Source organism: Massilia timonae CCUG 45783, assembly GCF_000315425.1.
Classification (GTDB): Bacteria; Pseudomonadota; Gammaproteobacteria; order Burkholderiales; family Burkholderiaceae_D; genus Telluria; species Telluria timonae.
On record NZ_JH992927.1, the window covers coordinates 73,503 to 92,398 of the forward strand.

The following is an 18,896-nucleotide window of genomic DNA, read 5'->3' on the forward strand; positions in this document are numbered from 1 at the left end:
AAAAAACCGGACGCGAACAACCCGGCACGGGCCCGGGCCATGGCCAGGGCCTGGCCGGGGTCCGCACCAGCCTGACGACTCAGGCCAGCAAGTCGCGCAGATCGTCGGCATGCTCTTCTTCGACCGCCATGATGTCGATGAGCATATTGCGCGTGGTCGGATCCTTGTCGCCGATCGCCGCAATCATCTGGCGGTAGGACTCGATCGCCACCCGCTCGGCGATCAGGTCGGCCCGCACCATCGCCTGCACGTCGTCGGACTCATCGTACTCGGCGTGGCTGCGCGCGGTGAACGTGGCCGGATTGAAGTTCGGCGAGCCGTTGAGCTGCACGATGCGTTCGGCGATGCGGTCGGCATGGTCCTGCTCTTGCTGGGCGTGCTCGAGGAACTCGGCCTTGATGTGACCCGTGTTGGGGCCGGCCACCGTGTAGTAATGGCGCTTGTAGCGCATCACGCACAGCAGTTCGGTGGCCAGGGCGTCGTTGAGCATCGCGATGACCGCTTCGCGGTCGGCCTGGTAACCCTCGGTGACGGCGCCGTCATCGAGGTTGGCCGCCGCGCGGCGGATCGCCGCGATGTCGAAGCCGTGTGCCAGGTTGTTCGTCTGTTCCATGGTGTTTCCTCAATCAGTGTTCGGCGTGGATCAACGCATTGCGGCGCGTGGCGGAATCTGCGCGCCATCGTTGGACAGCACGATCTCGACGCGGCGGTTCTGCTGGCGGCCGGACGCGTTGTCGTTCGACGCCACCGGGAATGCCTGGCCGTAAGCCTTCATCGAAATGCGGTCGCGCGGCACGCCCATCTCGCCCAGGGCGCTGGCGACCGCGTTGGCGCGGCGCTGCGACAGGTCCTGGTTGTAGCTCGCGCTGCCGGTACTATCCGTAAACCCTTCGACCAGCACCGTACGGTCCGGGTTCTCGCGCATCACGTCGGCCAGCTTGCGCAGGGTCGACATTCCGTTCGGATTCAGGGTCGCCTGATTGGTGGCGAACAGCACGTCGCCGATCGTCACCACATAGCCGCGTTCGGTCTTGACGGCCTGGATGTCGTTCAGCAAGGCTTCCAGGTGGGCGGCGCGCTCGGACAGCGCGGCGTTCTGCTGCTGGGCGGCCTGGGCCTGGGCCTGCGCCTGCTGGGCCGCGGCGGTGGCGGCTTCGGCCTCGCGCTTGGCGCGTTCGGCTTCGGCGGTGCGCGCTTCGAGGCGGACCTGGTCGCGCTGGCGCGCGGCGTCGGCGATGTCGGCTTCGGCGGCCTTGGCCTTGGCGACTTCCTGCGCGGTGGCGATGCGCTGCTTGGCGACGTAGGCCAGGCGGTCGATGTCTTCCAGGCTTTCGCGGCGATGCGCGGCCTGGTTGGCCTGGTCGAGCGCTTCGCTGGCCTGCTTGAACTCCATCGGCGCATAGGTCGACACCTGCGGATTGTTGTTGGCGCTGACGAAGTCGGCGCGTGCCTGGTCCAGGGTCGCGGTGGTCATCGGGGCGCTGGCGCAGGCGGCGGCCAGCACGGCGGCGGCCAGGATCGAAACGGCGGATTTACGGTTTTTCATGTTCTTGTTCCTCTTCTTGTTGAAGCGCCGTTCGACGGCGCGGACTCATGCGTTCAATGCGGACCTCAAGGGTTCATCTCACTGGCTGTTGGCGCGATCGACTTCCTCGCGCAGCACGCGCAGGTCTTCGTTCAGCTGGGTCGAGGCGGCGGTCGCCTTGGCCGACACGGCCTTGCTCTGGGCCAGCTTGGCGTCGGCCTGGGCCTGGATCGCCAGCTCGCGCGCCAGCTTGTAGTCGCGCGCGGCCAGGGCCTGGTTGGCGCGGCCCATCTTGTCGCGCGCGGCGCTGATCTCGGCCGGCGCCAGTTCGGCGGCGCCCGCCGACACGGCGTTCTCGACCGCGTGGCGCGAGACCGCCACGTCGGCCGTCGCCGGGGCCTGGTCGGGGCTCGCGCACGCGGTCAGTGTCAGCACAACAGCGGCGCAGCTGAGGCGAAGCCCGGTCATCGTTTGATGTTTATTCATCGCATATTCTCCTGGGGAAGTGTTGTAGAGAACGTTATAAACCTGTTATGCCCGGCACTCAGTTCGTTGACGCACATTGATGCCGGCGCTGTCATCGTTTCGCGTGGAGTTGCCCGAACTGCCGAGTGTGCCGATGGTCTGAGCAGTATCGTGACTGGCACGGCGCGGGCGCTGAAAGCGGCGGCGTACACGTATGAAACATCGATGGATACCACCGACGCCTTCCGCAATAACTGGGGAGGTTCAACCGAGCGCGGCGCCCGGCATCTTCGACAGCGCCCACATGTCACGGCGGCCGAACAGCGCATCCATGAAGGCGGCGACACGCGCCGCTGAAACACCCTGTAACAACACGGCATGCCGATTGTGTGTTGCCGAACAGATCAAATTGGCAACGGACTCTAGTCTTGGACCAAGTCACCGAGAAACGATATACCCGAATGAACGAATCGAGCATCAAGCGTTATGCAAGCATTCCAGTCCTGCTGGCCTTCCTGGCTTGCGGACCGCTGGCAGGTTGTGCCTCAGGCATTCCCGGTTTCGGCAGCGTCGAGACCGTCGATGACGATGCCATCAGTGCCGGCGTGCGCAGCGCCATCAAGCTCGATCCTGAACTGACGGTTTCCGATCTCGATGTCGACACGTATCAAGGCATTGTCCGGCTTAGCGGCTTCGTGAGCTCGGCCGACAGCGTAGCAGCGGCGGCCTCGGTCGCGCGAACCGTCAAGGGCGTCAAATCGGTCAGAAATGACTTGCGCCTGAAGTAACCCCATCAAAGGAGATCATCATGAAAAACATCAAATCGCTGGTAGTGACCGCAACCCTGGCAACCGCCGCCTTCGGCATGGTCGGCTGCTCGAACATGTCGAAGCAAGACCGTAACACCGCCATCGGCGCCGGCGCCGGCGCCGTGCTGGGTGGCGCCGTGACTGGCGGTAGCGCGCTCGGCACCGTGGGCGGCGCGGCCGTCGGCGGCGTGATCGGCAACCAGGTCAAGACCACCAACTGATCGACGTCCTCGTCCGACACCAAACGCCCGGCTTGCCGGGCGTTTGTGTTTTAACGTGTCCTCGAGGGAGAACCGGGCAGGGTTGAGGGAACGCAGCATCCCCGCCGGCTCAACCGGCATGACCGTCCGGTACCGGCACGTCCGGGACCGGCACGTCCGCCACCGGCATGGCGCCGGCTTCCCTGACGATCGCATAGCAGCTGCAGGCCGCCGCCGCTAGGCCTTCGGGATCGAGGATCTCGATATTGCCGCGGCTGTAGTCGATCAGGCCTTGCTGCTGCAGCGCGCTGGCGGCCTTGGTGACGCCGACGCGGCGCACGCCGAGCGAATGCGCAAGGAATTCATGGGTCAGGTGGAATTTGTTGGATTGCAGGCGGTCACGCGTGACCAGCAGCGAGCGCGCCAGGCGCGCCTCGAGCACGTGGAAGCGGCTGCAGACGGCGATCTGGATCGCCTGCGCCAGCAGCGCGTCGGTATACCGGTACAGCACCTTCTGCAGCGCCGGATTGCGCTCAACCTCGCTGCGAAAACGCGCGCCCTCCATGCGGCTGGCGTTGCCGGCGCGCTGGACCACGGCGCGCACCTGGGTCGTGTCGTGGCCCAGCGCGCTGGTCACGCCCAGCATGCCTTCGCGCCCCACCTGGCCGACCTCGAGCGTCATGCGTCCTTCGGCCACGCCCAGCAGGGACACCAGGCAATCGTGCGGAAAATAAATGTGCTCGATCGGATCGCCGGCTTCGCACAGCACCTGCCCCGCCTCCACCCTGACCTGGTCCAGCATCGGCAACATGCGCGCGATTTCTTGCGACGGCAAAGCCGCCAGCAGCAGATTGCTGTGGCACTCCGCGACGGGCGGGTGGACGGCAGAGTTCATTCTTTCCTCAGGAAAAAATTGTAAGGATCAGTACGCAGCGCAAGCCGGATACGCCCCGTTCCAGATACATTTGCAAACAATTTCAGTCAGCGTAACCGCCGCCCCATGAGCGAGTATGTACGGTGACGCACGGAACCTTGGGTTGTTCCTGAAGACAATCATCGTACCGAGGCGTCAACGCCATACGAAAGGAATAAAGATGAATACGCCCCCACACAATCCCGTCAAGAACCGTACCCATCCCTTGCTGCTGCTGGCGGCGGCTGCGGTCGTGCTGTTCTGCCTGGTCGGCACCGCCGCCATCATGGGCTGGCTGCCCTCGTCGGTTGGCGGCACCGCCAACCGCCAGCTGACCGAAGCCGACCGCCAGGCCCTGGCGTCCACCCTGCCGCAGGATGTCCCCGAGCAGCCGGGCTATGCCGCCTATCCGGGCGCGCCGCTCGCGCCGGCACAGCAGGCGCAGCAGCAGGCCTATGCGCCGGCGCCGGCCCAGGCCGTCCCCGCGGCCCCGGTGCAGCAGCTTGCGCCGGCCGCCGCCCCGGTCGCGGCAACGCCGGTCAAGGAAAGCAAGCCGACCCAGGTCGCCGCCAATGAGCGCGACTGGTGCTCGAACTGCGGCAACGTGGAATCGGTCCGCACCATCACCCAGCGCGCCGAAGGCAGCGGCCTGGGCGCGGCCGGCGGCGCCGTCATCGGCGGCCTGCTGGGCAACCAGGTCGGCGGCGGCACTGGCCGCACCCTGGCCACCGCGGCCGGCGCGATCGGCGGCGCCGTGGTCGGCAACCAGGTCGAAGGCAATATGAAGGCCACCACCAGCTACGAGATCCGGGTGCGCCTGGACGACGGCACCCTGCGCACCTTCCGCCAGAACAGCCAGCCGCAATGGCGCAGCGGCGACCGCGTGCGCATCGTCAAAGGACGGCTGCGCTCGGTGGCATAAGCGGGATGGCCTGATCTCAGGCAGGCTGCATGGCTAGCACATGGCCGGGATTGCGCAAGCGTCCCGGCCAAACTTTTTCCTGAATGCAATGTGCGCCAACGCACGGAATTATGGATGAGCTGACCCGACAATCGAATCACGCTGCAATGAAAAGCGGGACACCATCAATCGTGGGAGAAGCGCATGAACAGCATGGCATGGATCGGCATCATCGTCTGGGGAATCGTACTCACTCTGTTCGGCCTGTTGTCGGCCGGACCAGCGCCCGATGGCAACGGGCACCTGCAGCCGCAGGACATCGTGTTCCTGATCGCGGGCGGCCTGCTCACCTGCCTGATCGGCTGCACCGGCCTGGTGGGCATGATGGGCTGGATTCCCGGCTTGCGAAAGCGAAAAAGTTGCGCATAATGTACGCCATCGAACGGTACGCAACGGTGGGCAAGTACATACTGGAATCACAGCGCAACCAGCGCAAACAGTAGAGGAGAATCCACCATGTTATATACCATCGCTGTCGTTCTCGTTATCCTGTGGCTGCTCGGCCTGGTGACCTCGTACACCATCGGCGGCTTCATCCACATCCTGCTCGTCGTCGCCGTCATCATGATCCTGGTTCGCCTGATCAGCGGACGCGGCATATAGCAGTAAAATGACAAGTGACGCTTGTCGCAAGACCCAATCCGTTTCGCGGTCGCGCCTGATTCGGGCGTGACGACGAAACGGATTTTTTACTTAAGGAGTTCCACGATGCAGAAAAACTTCATCAAAACCACCGCCGCCATCGCCATGGTGGCCCTGACCGCCACCGGTTGCGCCGACATGAGCGCCACCCAGCGCGGCACCGCGACCGGCGCCGGCATCGGCGCCGGCCTGGGCGGCCTGATCGGCGGCACCACCAGCGGCGGCGGCGGCGGCCGCGTTGCCGGCGGCGCCGCCATCGGCGCGGCCGCGGGCGCCGTGATCGGCAACATCTGGTCCAAGCGCATGGAAGCGCAGAAGCAGCAGATGGAACAAGCCACGCAAGGCACCGGCGTGCAAGTGACCCAGACCCAGGACAACCGCCTGAAACTGGAAATCCCGAGCGACATCTCGTTCGACACGGGCCGCTCCGACATCAAGGGCAACTTCCAGCCGATCCTGCAGCGCTTCGCGCAGACCCTGCAGGAGAACCCGAACACCAACGTCGTCATCATCGGCCACACCGACAGCACCGGCAGCGATTCGATCAACCAGCCGCTGTCGGTCGACCGCGCCTCGCGCACCCGCGACTACCTGGCCGGCCGCGGCGTGAACCCGAACCGCATCACCATCGAAGGCCGCGGCTCGCGCGAACCGATCGCCTCGAACAACGACAACGCGGGCAAGGCGCGCAACCGCCGCGTCGAGATCTACGTCGCCGAACCGGCGCGCGGCTGATCGCCCCCCCATCAACGACAAAGGCCGGCGATGCCGGCCTTTTTCATTCCCGATGCGGCGATATCACGCCGCTTCGGTGAACGCCAGGTACAGCTCGCGCGCCTGGCGCGCGACCGGGCCGGCTTCGAGCGTGCGCTCCTCATAACGGGTGCACGGCGTGACCTTGCCGTAGTTACCGGTGCTGAAGATCTCGCGCGCGGTATTCAGTTCGGTGGCCTTGACGCTGCGCTCTTCGACCTGCACGCCGGCCTCGGCCAGCAGCGCCATCACGCGCGCACGGGTGATCCCCGCCAGGAAGGTGCCGTTCAACGCCGGCGTCACCACCTTGCCATCCTCCGTCACCAGGAACAGGTTCGACGCCGCGAATTCGGCCACGTGGCCTTCGGCGTCGAGCATGATGGCCTGGTCGAAGCCGCGCTCTTTCGCTTCGCGCATGGCGCGGGTCGAATTGGCGTACAGGGCCGAGGCCTTGGCGTCGGTCGGCGCCATGTTCGGCTGCGGACGGCGCAGGGTCGACAGGCAGGCCGAGAAACCGGTGAACGGCGGCAGCGGCGCATCGAACAGGGTCAGCGCGAACTGGCTTTTTTCGGCGACCGGGATCAGGAAGCCCTCGGAGCCGAACACCAGCGGACGAATATAGAGTTCGGCATCATGCGGGAATTTGGCCACGCCTTCGCGCACCAGGGCTTCCATTTCTTCGACCGTCAGCGGGCAGCGCAGGCCCAGTTTTTCGGCGGACGCGATGACGCGCTCCAGGTGCGGACGCAGGTCGGGCAGCTTGCCGCGGATCGCGCGCGCGCCGTCGAACACGGACGAACCGAGCCACAGGCTGTGGTCCATCGCGCCATACAGGGGGGTGTTACCTTCAGCCCATTGGCCGTTGTAATAAGTGAGGTACATGGCTTCCTTCCAGTGCAGAGCACTCCAGTGTATCGGCACTGGTGTGCCTGCGTCCAGTAGGCTGTATGGACCGGCAAACCGAAAGGATCTCGATGATTCACCCCACGCCGAGCGCGCCACGTGTACGCTGCCAGTAGCTCCTGCGTCGATCCAATCCACTGGCTCCCCCACTAATACGCCGGGATATCTCATCGAACCGCGCGCTCCCGTCGGGCCTGGCAGTGTGATCGGCAAGCTCGTTGAGCCTGCAATCACGCCAGAACCATGCCGCCGACAGGGCGGCGCCTTCGGGCGCCAACAACAGGTCCGGCTGCGCCAGAGCGTCCAGACCTGCCCTCTGAGCGAACGCGGCATAATTCTGGCGTCCGGTTATCGCGATCAGGCCACGGCCCCTGTAGCGCCAGCCGTCTCCACTGGCTTCGTCGCCGTTACCCATGCGATCGGCGTAAAGTCTATTCGCGATCGCCTGGGGGTTGTGACCATATGCGGCGGCTGTCTGTACGTCGGGAAAACGTTGTGGCCAGACTTGAAGCAGGCGCTCGGGGCGATAGTTCAACGGCTCTTCGACGTGTTGCAACTCATCCGACTCGGCCAGCACCTGGGCAAGAAAGGCCGACCGGCGCACAGGGGTGTTGATGTCGCAGGCCTGCATCGCCGCATTCAACGGTTCCAGCCATATTTTTGCAAGTGCATCGCCGTCGCTGCCAGTCAGGATTGCCTTCAACTGGTCAAGCGTAATGCCATTGCCCGATACCTCTGCGCTCGTGTCATGTGGTTGCTGCACGGCTGCTTCGTTCGCCGTCGGGGGCTGCCTGACTGGCTCAGGTGGTCTGGTCGGCTCGACGGTAGGTGCAGACACACCCGCAGGCTGAGCAACGGGGACATGCGCCGTCGATGCCGTTTCGGCATGCGCCGAGTGCGCCTGCTCGTCCATGAACAACGGTTTGCGCGCAAAACCTATGTGATACACCGAATACTGCAACACCACCTGCTGCTCACCGAGCATATGTGAGACGCCGCCCCTTTCCATGCCAATAATATGGCCGCGTGGTGTTCCGGTCAGGCATCGATTGACCTGTTCCATCTGCTGCCGAATTTCTTCTTCGGTACGCATATTCCGCGGGTCATCGTTGCCCACCACGATACGGGCAACGAAGCTGACATCTGCCATCTCAAACTGTCCAGTCATACCGTCCTATCTCCATATTGACGTTACCGCCCCGTCAATACCCCGCCAGGCGCCGGAGTACGCGTGGCGTGACGATAGATACTCCAGGGAACTTCCTGAAAGAGCAAGACTTTTATTGCAGGACCGCCTCGAGGATGGCTCACCCACCGACCTACTGTTCGCTGCCACACCATATTTACCGGCCTCGTCGCGTACACTATGGCTTTCCGGTAAAAATTGTTTTCATGCTTGCTACTCTCGAACGGATCGATCCTTACAGCGACGACATCGACCTGCTGGTCGAGTTGGTCTGCCACCTGCGCCCGCGCCAGCGCTGGGTGTGGCAGGACGGCGACGATCCGGCCCAGGCGGTGCGCACGCTGACCCAACTCCTGAAGGGCAATCCGGCCCAGGCCTGGGCGCTGCGCCGCTACCTCACGACCCTGCTCGAGAAGCGGCGGCACACCAGTCTTTACAGCGATATCGGGATCCTGTCGAACGACGGCTTCGTCACCGAACTCAAGAGCCGCATCACCTACCGCTTCCTGCCGCCCGCGCTCGACAACCTGTATTTATCGGACGCGCTCGACCAGGTGCTGTACCGCGAGGACGACTTCGAATGGATCCGTGCGGTGCCCGACAGCGACTGGATGCAGCTGTTCGACGTGATCGCCAATGCCCCGCCGCCGGACGACAGCGCGCCCGGCCGCGCGCGCCTGGTCACGCTCAAGGGCCTGCTGGACGCGATCCGCACCCTGTCCTGCCGCATCTGCGCGCTCGGCCTCGAGCCGCGCCTGGTGCACAGCTACAGCCAGATCGAGAATTTCGATTCGCCCTTCCTGATGCAGAACATCGAGGCCAACCGCTACCTCGACGAATACGCGCGCTATCTGGCCGGCGAGCGCGAGCATCCAGACGACGCGCGCCACCTGCTGGTGATGCTCGACCAGTGCGAGGACGTGGTGCTCAAGATCCGGCGCCTGGCGCTGTCGAACGGCACCAGCATCGCCCTCACCTACCTGCTGGTGGCGGTGCAGCAGAGCATCGACCGCCTGCAAAAGCTGCTGTTCCTGGTCGACGTCGACGAGAAGGGTTCGACACCGGCGCCGGTGCTGGAAGTGATGGACGAACTGGTGGTCGACGGCGAGGTGCTGCTGCCGGTGGCGCCGCAACCTGACAAGCCGGGCCAGCTGGCGGTCCCCGACGCGGCGCTGCTCAGCCCGCGCCAGCGCGCCGCGATCTCGCTGGCCGAGGAGTTGATCGAGGCCCACAACACCAAGTACCAGGTCAGCGGCCTGGTGCGCGACAACGTGCACCTGTTGGCGCGCAATGTCACCGAGAACGCCAGCCGCACCGGCGAGCACTACATCGCCGAAGACCGCAAGGACTTGCGCAAGATGCTGTGGTCCTCGTCCGGCGCCGGCTTCATCGTCGGCTTCATGGCGCTGTTCAAGATCCTGCTGGGGTACCTGAGGACGCCGCCGCTGGTCGAGGCTTTCCTGTTCAGCATGAACTACTCGCTCGGCTTCGTGCTGATCCACATGCTGCACTTCACGGTGGCCACCAAGCAGCCGGCCATGACGGCGCAGCGCATCGCGGCCTCGCTGCACCGCTCCGCCAGCGGGCGCGGCATCGACGTCGACAAGCTGGCCGAACTGGTCAACAAAGTGTTCCGCACCCAGATGGTGGCGGTGCTCGGCAACGTGCTGGTGGCCTTTCCGGTGGCCCTGGGCATCGCCGAGTTCGTGCGCTGGCACACCGGCCACCACCTGGTCGACCCGATCAAGGCGCTGCACCTGCTGAACGACATCGACCCGCTGCACAGCCCGGCCCTGTTCTACGCCGCCGTCGCCGGCGTCTGGCTGTTCGTGGCCGGCCTGATCTCGGGCTACTACGACAACAAGGCGCTGTACACGCGCATGGGCCAGCGCGTGCAGCAGATCCGCGGCCTGCGCCGCCTGCTGGGCGCCGAGCGCGTGGCGCGCCTGGGCCGCTATGTCGAGGACAATCTCGGCGGCCTGATGGGTAACTTCTTCTTCGGCATCCTGCTCGGCACCACCGGCACCATCGGCTTCCTGCTCGGCCTGCCGATCGACATCCGCCACATCACCTTCTCGGCCGCCAATTTCGCGACCGCCCTGGTGGCCCTGGACTACGGCATGAGCTGGGCCCAGATCGCCAACGCCACCGCCGGCGTGCTGCTGATCGGCACCGTCAACCTGCTGGTGAGCTTCGGGCTGGCGCTGTGGGTGGCGCTGCGCGCACGCAAGATCGTCTTCAAGCGCTGGATCCTGCTGGTACAGGCGCTGGGCCGGCGCTTCGCCTATTCGCCGGTCGAATTCTTCCTGGGCCCGCGGCATCGCCAGTTGCCGCCGCCCGATACCGAGTCCTCGAGGGGAACAAAATGAACAAGAAGCGCTTCGCCGCCTGGTTCGGCTTCATTGCTTTCGTCTGCGTGGTCGCCTCATGCAAGGCCCTGCCCGACCGCAGCACCATCGCCGGAGCGCCCGACAAGGCCGTGCCCACCGTCGCCACGCAACGCGGCGAACTGAAGGACGGGCAGGCAGCGGCGCTGCTCAAGCGGCGCTGGGCGCGCGCCTCGCCCGACCTCAAGCAGCTGGCGGTGCTCGAAGAGCAGGCCACCGGGGTGCCGCTCATCGCCGGCAACCAGGTCTCGCTGCTGTTCGACGGCCCGGCCACCATGCGCGCCATGATGGAGGCGGCCAAGAACGCGAAGAGTTCGATCAACCTCGAGACCTATATCTTCGACCATGACGAGATCGGCGCCCAGTTCGCCGAAATCCTGATGCAGAAGCGCGCCGAGGGCGTGACCGTCAACATCATCGTCGACGGCGTCGGCACGCTGGCCACGCCGAAGGAATTCTTCGAGCGCCTGCAACAGGCCGGCATCAATGTGCTGGTGTTCAATCCGGTGAATCCTACCAAGCGGCCCGGCAAATGGGCGCTGAACAACCGCGACCACCGCAAGATCATGATCGTCGACGGCAAGGTCGCCTTCACCGGCGGCATCAACATCAGCAGCACCTATGCCAACAGCTCGCTGTTCCGCTCGAACAAGCGCGCCAGCAAGGTCAACGAGGAAGACGTCGGCTGGCGCGACACCCACATCAAGATCGAGGGACCGGCGGTCGGCGCCCTGCAGTGGGCCTTCATCGACAACTGGGTGCACCAGGACGCGGGCGAGCTGCCGCAGGTCGAGTACTTCCCCAAGCTCGCCCCGGTGGGCGAGAAAGTGGTGCGGGTGCTGGCGACCTCGCCCGACCGCGATTCGGAAATCTACAAGTCGCTGGTGCTGGCGATCGGCGAAGCGAAGAAATCGATCCACCTGACGGCCGCCTATTTCGTGCCGGACCGGCAGATCGTCGACGGCCTGATCGCGGCGGCCAAGCGCGGGGTCGACGTGCAGCTGGTGCTGCCGGGCGTGTCGGACCATGACTTCATCAAGTATGCGGGCGAGTCGTTCTACCACGAGCTGCTGGAGGGCGGCGTGCGCATCTTCCAGCTGCAGGTGGCGGTATTGCACGCCAAGACCACGGTCATCGACGGCATGTGGTCGTCGATCGGCTCGGCCAATATCGACCGCCGCAGCTTCATCCACAACTACGAGGTCAATGTGGTGGTGCTCGATCCGCACTTCGGACGCGACATGGAAGCGGCGTTCAGGGAAGACCTGCGCCACTCGAAGGAGATCAAGCTCGAAGACTGGAAGCGGCGGCCCTGGGGTGATCGGCTGCGCGAGATGATGTCGCGCCTGACCGAATACTGGATCTGAAACACGGGATACGCACTACAGCGGCCGGTTCACAGACCGGCCGCCAGCATCCCGTCACTATGCGGCGACCAGATGCTCCCGGCGCGCACGAACTTCTCGGTCGTGACCAGCGCGAACCGTCCCCCCACCAAGTCCCAGCCATAGCGGTCGATCTCGACCCGCTGCGGCTCGACCCGCACCACGTTGAACGAATTGACCTCGCCGCGCCCGCGGGTGGAGGTGGCGGTGCCGGCCTGGACCACGAGCGCCGCGTACTCCGCGATCTGGTAGCGCGCCGCCGTGCTGCCGGCGTGGCTGGCATGCATGTGGCCGGCCATCAGGATGTCGACGTTGGTCTCGGCGAACACCTCCATCGCCATCGGCGCGCGCACCACGAGGTCGCGCTTCTCGAAGTGTTCCGGCAGATCGAAGGGGTGATGGGTAACGACGATGCGCGTGACCTGCGGCGGCAGGCCCGCCAGGCGCGCGCGCAGCCCCGCCACCTGCTCGTGGCTGATGCGGCCATCCTTGATGGTCAGCGAGCGCGCGGTGTTGACGCCCACCACGGCGATCTCGTCGTCGATGAACACGGGCTCGAGCTCGTCGGTGATGTAGCGCTTGTAGCGCGCCAGCGGCCGCATGAAGCGGCGCAGCACGTTGTACAGCGAGATGTCGTGGTTGCCGGGCACGATGATCTGCGGGCCGGGCAGCGAATCGAGGAAGGCGCGCGCCTCTTCGAATTCCTCGACCTTGGCGCGCTGGGTCAGGTCGCCCGAGATCACGACCACGTCGGCCGCGATGCGCTCGACCAGTTCGCGCAAGGGGCCGAGCAGCGCCTGGTCGACGCGGCCGAAATGCAGGTCGGACAGGTGAACGAGGGTGCGCATGCGGGAATCTCCTTTTTTACGACGCTTATATCTCTTGGCGCGGCGCCCCACCGGACGCGCGCCGCTCGCGCGCGGCCCGGCGCCGGTTGAGGGTGGCGGCGCCGCCGATGCAGATCGCCAGCCAGCCGCAGCCCTCGGCCAGCGCGGCCAAGATGTCGGTCAGGTAGTGCGCGCCGAGGTACATGCGCGAGAACGCGACCAGGCCGATCATCAGCCCTGCCAGCACGAAGGGCAGCACCCGCCCGATCCATGACCGTGCATGGCGCGCGAAGTAGCAGGCCAGCAGGCCGTACAGCACGGTGGCGGCCATCGTGTGCCCGCTCGGGAAACTATAGGTGGTGAGGGTGAGGATGGGTTCCGCGAAATGGGGACGCGCGCGCTCGAAGGTATGCTTGAGCGCCACATTGAGCAGCATCCCGCCCGGCACGCTCGAGACCAGCGCCACGATCCAGTAGCGATGCCCGCGCCGGTAGAACCAGACGCCGACGCCGAAGGCGATCGCGAGCACGCCGGGCGTGCTGTGGAGGTGGGTCAGCACCAGCAGTGCATCGCGCAGCAGGCCGCCCTGGCTCGCATGGGCGTGCAGCCAGTCGGCCACCACCAGGTCGAGTCGGGTGATCGGGGCGCCGGCGACCACGGCGCCCGCGAGGTGGGCGAAGCCCGCCATCGCCAGCAGCAGGAACACGATGCCGACGGTGAGATGGAGGCCATATTCACCTTCCGGCGAGAAGCGGGCGGCGGCGAAACGGTGAAGACGGGGCAGGACATTGCTCATGACATTGATTATGACCGACTTGGCGAAAAAACCACACACGCGAAAAATTACTGTATATCTGAACAGTAGCTGTGGATTTGTACAGTAGTTGTGTTATTCTTTCCTTACTGCACAACCACTTCGATTAAAGGAAACGAACATGACCACTCTGAACAGCTCCTTCGGCCTGGAACACGCACCCGTCCCTTTCCTGGCGCGCATCGGCCGCCGCGAAATCCTCGTCACCCGCGATTTCCGCAAGCGCTTCTATGCGGTCAATCCGGTCATCGAGTGCGATACCGGCGTCGAGGCCGGCCACGTCGAGATCCTGTTGTTCCGCCGCTGGCTGCTCATTCTTTCCAAGGCACACTGATCCACTCTGGATCTACGTCCGAAAAATGCATATGGTTGCGTGAATTTATTCGTTTTCTTTCTGTGGGTCGAGACCGTACGCTACGGTTTCCCACCCTCCAGAAAGATAATAAATGCTTCGCAAAACCTTCATCCGTTCGCTGGCAGCACTGACCCTGCTGGTGCAGACCTCGGCCTTTGCCGCCGACGTCAACCTGCTCAACGTGTCGTACGACCCAACCCGCGAGCTGTACCATGAGTTCGACGCGGCCTTCGCCAAGCACTGGAAGACCAGGACGGGCGACAACGTCAACGTGAAGCAATCGCACGGCGGTTCGGGCAAGCAGGCGCGTTCGGTGATCGACGGCCTGCAGGCCGACGTCGTCACCCTGGCCCTGGCCTACGACATCGACGCCATCCGCGACAGGGGCCTGATCAATCCGGGCTGGGAACAGAAGCTGCAATACCGCAGCTCACCCTACACTTCGACCATCGTGTTCCTGGTGCGCAAGGGCAATCCGAAGAAGATCAAGGACTGGAACGACCTGGTCAAGCCGGGCGTCTCGGTGATCACGCCGAATCCGAAGACGTCGGGCGGCGCGCGCTGGAACCACCTCGCGGCCTATGGCTACGCGCTGCGCCAGCCGGGCGGCAATCCGCAAAAGGCGGCCGAGTTCCTGGGCGCCCTGTACAAGAACGTGCCGGTGCTCGATTCGGGCGCGCGCGGTTCGACCACCACCTTCGTCGAGCGCGGCATCGGCGACGTGCTGCTGGCCTGGGAAAACGAGGCGCTGCTCGCGCTGCGCGAACTCGGTCCCGATAAATTCGAGATCGTCGCGCCGTCGCTGAGCATCCTGGCCGAGCCGCCGGTCGCCGTGGTCGACAAGAACGTCGACAAGAAAGGCACCCGCAAGGTGGCCCAGGCCTACCTGGAATACCTGTACAGCGACGAAGGCCAGGACATCATCGCCAAGAACTACTATCGCCCGGCAGTCGACAAGTTCGCCAGGAAGTACGCCTCGCAGTTCCCGCAGATCAAGCTGTTCCAGATCAGCGAGCTGGGCGGCTGGACCGTGGCCCAGAAAACCCACTTCGCCGACGGCGGCATCTTCGACCAGATCTACACCAAGAAGTAAGCCTTACCGCGCACCATCCCCTGCGCCGTTCCCGCCGCTGGTGGGGCGGCGTTTTTTTGTCCGGCGCCTCGCCGGCGTGCGCGGATCTCACCCGCGCGCCAAAAAATCCCTTGAAATAGCAAACTCGGTCACGAAGTGAACAATTCACTAACTCGTGGCTGCCGCGCATCGCGATCGCGAACGCGGCGGTCCTTCCCCGCACACCACGAACACGGAAAGGATCACGCAATGTCATTCAAACTCCGCAAGATCAACGAGCAAGTCATGGTCATCACCGGCGCCACCAGCGGCATCGGCCTGTCGACCGCGCGCATGGCCGCCGAGCGCGGCGCCCGCCTGGTACTGGCGGCGCGCGCCGACGACGCGCTGGACGAACTCGTCCACGAACTGCGCGCGCGCGGCACCGACGTCATCGCGGTCACCGCCGACGTCGGCAAGATCGAGGACGTCGAGCGCATCGGCGAGGCCGCCATCCGCGAATTCGGCCGCATCGACACCTGGGTCAACAATGCCGGCATTTCGATCTTCGGCCGCATCGAGGACATCTCGCCCGAAGACCATCACCGCCTGTTCCAGACCAATTTCTGGGGCGTCGTGAACGGCTCGCTGGAAGCGGTCAAGCGCATGAAGCAGCGCGGCGGCGGCGCCCTGATCAACCTGGGCAGCGAACTGTCCGACCACGGCATTCCGCTGCAGGGCATGTACGCGGCGTCCAAGCATGCGGTGAAAGGCTTCACCGACTCGCTGCGCATGGAACTCGAAAAGGAAGGCGCGCCGATGTCGATCACCCTGGTCAAGCCATCGGGCATCGACACCATGTTCGCGGTGCATGCCAAGAACTATATGGAAAAGGAACCGAAGCTGCCGTCGCCGGTGTACGCGCCGGAACTGGTGGCCGACGCCATCCTGTATGCGGCCCAGCATCCGAAGCGCGACGTGTTCGTCGGCGGCGCGGCCAAGATGAATTCGTCGGGCGCCCGCTTCCTGCCGCGCGCCTTCGACAAGTACGTGACGGCGACCATGTTCCGGAACCAGAAATCGGAGGCGCCGACCGATCCGGGCCGCCGCGACGCCCTGCACAAGCCCGATCACACGCGCGAGCTGCGCGAACGCCAGGGCATCTATCAAACCCATGAGCGCAGCCCGTACACCGCGGCCCAGCTGCGCTCGAAGCAGATCACCACCGCCCTGCTGGGCGGCGGCGCCCTGTTAGCGGCCTTCGCCCTGAGTCGGCGGACGGCTCGTTAAGAACTCGGTGTCTTCCTCGGTCAGCGGCAGGTCGGGGATGGACTCGATGCGGTCGGTATCGATGTCGGCGCCGTCCTTGGCCACCGCATCGCGGCCGGCCGCGGCGCGTTCGCCGGTGCCGCCCATGTCGCTGTCGCCCGAGAAATCGGCGTCGCCGACGTCGGGTCCGGCGGTGTCGCCGGCGTGGCTGGCTTCGAGGTCGGAAGTCGTGCCTTCGTCGAAATCGAGCACCTGGTCGGGGTCGAGATTGCCGGCGAAACCGGGGCCGCCGACGACGTCGCTGCCGGTGTCCGAGATGTCGCTCGGGCCGAGCGCGTCGATGCCGTGGCCCTTGCCCAGGTTGCGGTCAGGGCGCTCCGGGAAGTTGTCCGGGTCGAGTGTGCTGGTGCCAGTCATATTGCCTCCATATGTGTTGATGAACCATGGAGACAGGGTACTGAATTTCGCCGTACGGTGTCGCAGCGCAGGGCCGCACGCGCGCGCTCAGAACGCGCGCCGCATGCCCACGTTGAGCGAGGAACCGTTGCCGGGCTTGACGCCCAGGTGCACGCCGGCCAGGTGCTGGATGTGCGAGTAGGCGGCATAGAAGTCCATGCGGCGCGACATCGCATAGGTGGCGCCGACGGCGAGCTGGCGCGCATCGTTGTTGGCCGGATCGCGGTCGTTGCGGCGCACGAAGGACGCCAGCAGCGTGGTCTGGCGCGATACCGGCACCGCCACGCCCATCAGCACGTCGCGGCTGTCGGTCGAGCGCGTGGCGGCGACGCTGGCGCCATAGGGATTGTCGGGGTTGAACAGCGGCGAATTGCCCCAGCCGCGGTTGGCGCTGTAGGCGGTATAGGCCGTGCCCCAGTCGAAGCGCATATTGGCGGCAACAATGGAATTGCGGGCCGCCATCGTGATGTCGACCTCGTTGTAGCGGGTGACCTTGGCCACGTTGCGGTTCTGGTGGGCGGCGCGGATGTTCAGCGGCCCCAGGTTGACGCCGACCGTCATGCCCCAGGCGCGTCCCGACGGCGAGCCGTCGACGTCGCCCTTGCGCCACTTGGCGCCGGCGCTGACGCCGGCGAAGCGGCCCTCGAAGCCCTCGCTGTCGTCGGCGCGCATCCCGCGCGGCGCCGACTGCGCGGCCAGGCCGCCCTGGAAGGGATCGCCGACTTCATTCAGGGCGGTGTAGTCGACGTTGTACTGGCGCCCGGCGGTCACATTGCTGCGCCACTCGCGCTCGGACGAACGCGCAATGGCGGATTCGGTCTCCAGCATGAAGATGGATGACTCGGCCGGCACCGTCTCGGCGCGCGCGGCCAGTTGCAGCTCACCCAGGCAGTCTGGCCCGCAGACGGCTTCCTGGATCGCCCCGGCGCCGGCGCCCTCCGCGTACGGACGGACCGGTTCGTTCTGCGCCGAAGCACACGCCGCGCTCCCTCCGAGCACGGCCAATGCGACGATGGACATTCTCATGGCGTCAATCTCTCCCTGACACCTACTATCCGCCTGTTATGGCAACCTGATCTGTCTAATACCTCACATAACCGAGAGTTTCGGCGCGCCTTTCAACTTGCCCATGAGCCAACGCATGGCCCGATGGTCGTCCTTGATCCGGCGCATGCTTTGCGCATTGCTGTCTACCGTACACCGAACCGTGAACGGGAGCAACCTTTACGACGCTTCCGGAAATATCGCCGTCAACGGCGCAGGGCGGCGAAGGCCGCCGGCTCCCATTCGCGCAACGCCAGCAGCAGGCCGCTGCCGCGCCGCTGCGCCAGCGGCGCGGCCAGGCTTTCCTCGTGCAGCTGGGCGAAGCGGGCGCGCATCAGGCGCAGCTCGTGCTGCAGCTTGGCGCGCGCGCTGTCGGTGAGCATGCCGTGCGCGAAGTCGAGCGTCTCGCCGCTGCCGTCGAAACCGCCCGCCACGAACTCGGGCATGCCCTGGCCATTGAAATAGCGCCGGATCGGGCCGTCGGCCAGCCAGTCGAAGTCGCGCGCCACGTTGACCCGGATGCGGTTGCCGGGCAGCAGCGTGATCAGTTGCAGGCGGTCCAGGCGCAGCAGGTATTGCAGGCATTCGGCCTCGCTCAGCCGGTAGACATTGAGCATGTCGAGCATGCGCCAGTGGTTCAGCGCGCACACCGCCACCAGCAACAGCTTGTCGTCCTGCACCAGCTCGCTTTCCTGCTCGGCGCTCAGTGTGCGCAGGCGGCGCTGGCCGTTCTGGGCTTCCTGCGCGATCTCGGCCAGGGTGAAGCCGAGCAGGCTGCAGATTTCCACGATGCGCTCGAGCGTAAACTGCTCGCTGGCAAACAGGCGCTTGATGCTCGGCTCGGACAGGTCGAGCGCGACGGCGACGTCGCGGTAGGTCAAGCCTTGCAGCTTCAGCTGGCGCTTGATGGTGGCGATGATCTGGCTGATTTGGGTCATGATGGGAACTCGG

General features: G+C 65.2%; 23 protein-coding genes. 12 read left to right on the forward strand and 11 right to left on the reverse strand.

Features of this window, described 5'->3' with window-relative positions; genetic code table 11:
• Positions 1 to 79 precede the first annotated feature (79 nt).
• The 3 genes from HMPREF9710_RS25655 to HMPREF9710_RS25665 all read right to left on the reverse strand — a co-directional run bounded on the left by HMPREF9710_RS25655 (position 80) and on the right by HMPREF9710_RS25665 (position 2,011).
• Positions 80 to 613, reverse strand: a complete 534-nt coding sequence (locus HMPREF9710_RS25655) for a ferritin-like domain-containing protein (protein ID WP_005671345.1) — start codon at positions 611 to 613, stop codon at positions 80 to 82.
• A 30-nt stretch (positions 614 to 643) separates the two neighbouring features.
• Positions 644 to 1,546 carry an OmpA family protein gene (locus tag HMPREF9710_RS25660; RefSeq protein WP_005671347.1) on the reverse strand — a complete coding sequence of 301 codons (903 nt, stop codon included), beginning with the start codon at positions 1,544 to 1,546 and terminating at the stop codon, positions 644 to 646.
• Between the two features lie 78 nt (positions 1,547 to 1,624).
• Entirely contained in the window at positions 1,625 to 2,011 is a 387-nt protein-coding gene (locus tag HMPREF9710_RS25665) for a DUF4398 domain-containing protein (RefSeq protein ID WP_005671349.1), read from the reverse strand.
• Between HMPREF9710_RS25665 and HMPREF9710_RS28330 the strand changes: the two genes are divergently transcribed.
• From HMPREF9710_RS28330 to HMPREF9710_RS25675, 3 genes are all read left to right on the forward strand, one after another.
• Positions 2,000 to 2,347: a hypothetical protein gene (locus HMPREF9710_RS28330; protein WP_169331353.1), complete on the forward strand. Its 348-nt coding sequence runs from the start codon at positions 2,000 to 2,002 to the stop codon at positions 2,345 to 2,347. The genes HMPREF9710_RS25665 and HMPREF9710_RS28330 overlap by 12 nt on opposite strands.
• A gap of 104 nt (positions 2,348 to 2,451) precedes the next feature.
• Positions 2,452 to 2,778, forward strand: a complete 327-nt coding sequence (locus HMPREF9710_RS25670; protein ID WP_005671351.1) for a BON domain-containing protein — start codon at positions 2,452 to 2,454, stop codon at positions 2,776 to 2,778.
• A gap of 20 nt (positions 2,779 to 2,798) precedes the next feature.
• Positions 2,799 to 3,020 carry a YMGG-like glycine zipper-containing protein gene (locus tag HMPREF9710_RS25675; RefSeq protein ID WP_005671353.1) on the forward strand — a complete coding sequence of 74 codons (222 nt, stop codon included), beginning with the start codon at positions 2,799 to 2,801 and terminating at the stop codon, positions 3,018 to 3,020.
• Positions 3,021 to 3,129: 109 nt separating this feature from the next.
• On the opposite strand, the gene HMPREF9710_RS25680 is transcribed toward HMPREF9710_RS25675, so the two are convergent.
• A complete protein-coding gene (locus HMPREF9710_RS25680; RefSeq protein WP_005671357.1) occupies positions 3,130 to 3,894 on the reverse strand; it encodes a Crp/Fnr family transcriptional regulator in 765 nt (254 codons plus the stop codon).
• A gap of 199 nt (positions 3,895 to 4,093) precedes the next feature.
• Between HMPREF9710_RS25680 and HMPREF9710_RS25685 the strand changes: the two genes are divergently transcribed.
• From HMPREF9710_RS25685 to HMPREF9710_RS25695, 4 genes are all read left to right on the forward strand, one after another.
• Positions 4,094 to 4,834 (forward strand): outer membrane lipoprotein, encoded by a 741-nt coding sequence (locus tag HMPREF9710_RS25685; RefSeq protein WP_005671358.1) that lies wholly within the window; start codon positions 4,094 to 4,096, stop codon positions 4,832 to 4,834.
• A gap of 183 nt (positions 4,835 to 5,017) precedes the next feature.
• Positions 5,018 to 5,242 carry a hypothetical protein gene (locus HMPREF9710_RS25690; RefSeq protein ID WP_005671360.1) on the forward strand — a complete coding sequence of 75 codons (225 nt, stop codon included), beginning with the start codon at positions 5,018 to 5,020 and terminating at the stop codon, positions 5,240 to 5,242.
• Positions 5,243 to 5,329: 87 nt separating this feature from the next.
• Positions 5,330 to 5,476, forward strand: a complete 147-nt coding sequence (locus HMPREF9710_RS28150) for a lmo0937 family membrane protein (protein WP_005671362.1) — start codon at positions 5,330 to 5,332, stop codon at positions 5,474 to 5,476.
• Positions 5,477 to 5,581: 105 nt separating this feature from the next.
• Positions 5,582 to 6,250 (forward strand): YiaD family glycine zipper/OmpA-like lipoprotein, encoded by a 669-nt coding sequence (locus HMPREF9710_RS25695; RefSeq protein WP_005671364.1) that lies wholly within the window; start codon positions 5,582 to 5,584, stop codon positions 6,248 to 6,250.
• A gap of 63 nt (positions 6,251 to 6,313) precedes the next feature.
• Here HMPREF9710_RS25695 and HMPREF9710_RS25700 read toward each other — a convergent pair whose 3' ends face one another.
• Both HMPREF9710_RS25700 and HMPREF9710_RS28735 read right to left on the reverse strand, forming a co-directional pair.
• Positions 6,314 to 7,150 (reverse strand): branched-chain amino acid aminotransferase, encoded by an 837-nt coding sequence (locus HMPREF9710_RS25700; RefSeq protein ID WP_005671366.1) that lies wholly within the window; start codon positions 7,148 to 7,150, stop codon positions 6,314 to 6,316.
• Between the two features lie 97 nt (positions 7,151 to 7,247).
• Positions 7,248 to 8,321 carry a glycoside hydrolase family 19 protein gene (locus HMPREF9710_RS28735; protein ID WP_229409939.1) on the reverse strand — a complete coding sequence of 358 codons (1,074 nt, stop codon included), beginning with the start codon at positions 8,319 to 8,321 and terminating at the stop codon, positions 7,248 to 7,250.
• Between the two features lie 242 nt (positions 8,322 to 8,563).
• Here HMPREF9710_RS28735 and HMPREF9710_RS25710 point away from each other — a divergent pair, with 242 nt between their 5' ends.
• Together HMPREF9710_RS25710 and cls are read left to right on the forward strand one after the other, a co-directional pair.
• Positions 8,564 to 10,726: a site-specific recombinase gene (locus HMPREF9710_RS25710; RefSeq protein ID WP_005671370.1), complete on the forward strand. Its 2,163-nt coding sequence runs from the start codon at positions 8,564 to 8,566 to the stop codon at positions 10,724 to 10,726.
• Positions 10,723 to 12,111, forward strand: a complete 1,389-nt coding sequence (cls, locus tag HMPREF9710_RS25715; protein WP_005671372.1) for a cardiolipin synthase — start codon at positions 10,723 to 10,725, stop codon at positions 12,109 to 12,111. The genes HMPREF9710_RS25710 and cls overlap by 4 nt, the downstream gene beginning before the upstream one ends.
• A 29-nt stretch (positions 12,112 to 12,140) precedes the next feature.
• On the opposite strand, the gene HMPREF9710_RS25720 is transcribed toward cls, so the two are convergent.
• Positions 12,141 to 12,977, reverse strand: a complete 837-nt coding sequence (locus tag HMPREF9710_RS25720) for a metallophosphoesterase family protein (protein ID WP_005671374.1) — start codon at positions 12,975 to 12,977, stop codon at positions 12,141 to 12,143.
• Positions 12,978 to 13,002: 25 nt separating this feature from the next.
• Positions 13,003 to 13,752, reverse strand: coding sequence for a phosphatase PAP2 family protein (locus HMPREF9710_RS25725; RefSeq protein WP_005671376.1), 750 nt, complete (start codon positions 13,750 to 13,752; stop codon positions 13,003 to 13,005).
• Positions 13,753 to 13,891: 139 nt separating this feature from the next.
• Here HMPREF9710_RS25725 and HMPREF9710_RS25730 point away from each other — a divergent pair, with 139 nt between their 5' ends.
• The 3 genes from HMPREF9710_RS25730 (at position 13,892) to HMPREF9710_RS25740 (ending at position 16,466) form a co-directional block, all read left to right on the forward strand.
• Complete coding sequence (locus HMPREF9710_RS25730; RefSeq protein WP_005671379.1) at positions 13,892 to 14,104, forward strand: hypothetical protein; 213 nt, start codon at positions 13,892 to 13,894, stop codon at positions 14,102 to 14,104.
• Positions 14,105 to 14,216: 112 nt separating this feature from the next.
• A complete protein-coding gene (locus HMPREF9710_RS25735) occupies positions 14,217 to 15,218 on the forward strand; it encodes a sulfate ABC transporter substrate-binding protein (RefSeq protein ID WP_005671382.1) in 1,002 nt (333 codons plus the stop codon).
• A gap of 228 nt (positions 15,219 to 15,446) precedes the next feature.
• Positions 15,447 to 16,466: an SDR family oxidoreductase gene (locus tag HMPREF9710_RS25740; protein WP_005671385.1), complete on the forward strand. Its 1,020-nt coding sequence runs from the start codon at positions 15,447 to 15,449 to the stop codon at positions 16,464 to 16,466.
• On the opposite strand, the gene HMPREF9710_RS25745 is transcribed toward HMPREF9710_RS25740, so the two are convergent.
• From HMPREF9710_RS25745 to HMPREF9710_RS25755, 3 genes are all read right to left on the reverse strand, one after another.
• Entirely contained in the window at positions 16,428 to 16,862 is a 435-nt protein-coding gene (locus HMPREF9710_RS25745) for a hypothetical protein (RefSeq protein WP_005671387.1), read from the reverse strand. The two genes, HMPREF9710_RS25740 and HMPREF9710_RS25745, sit on opposite strands and share 39 nt — an antisense overlap.
• An 87-nt stretch (positions 16,863 to 16,949) precedes the next feature.
• Positions 16,950 to 17,927, reverse strand: a complete 978-nt coding sequence (locus HMPREF9710_RS25750; protein WP_005671389.1) for a porin — start codon at positions 17,925 to 17,927, stop codon at positions 16,950 to 16,952.
• A gap of 224 nt (positions 17,928 to 18,151) precedes the next feature.
• Positions 18,152 to 18,883, reverse strand: coding sequence for a helix-turn-helix domain-containing protein (locus tag HMPREF9710_RS25755; protein WP_005671391.1), 732 nt, complete (start codon positions 18,881 to 18,883; stop codon positions 18,152 to 18,154).
• Positions 18,884 to 18,896 lie beyond the last annotated feature (13 nt).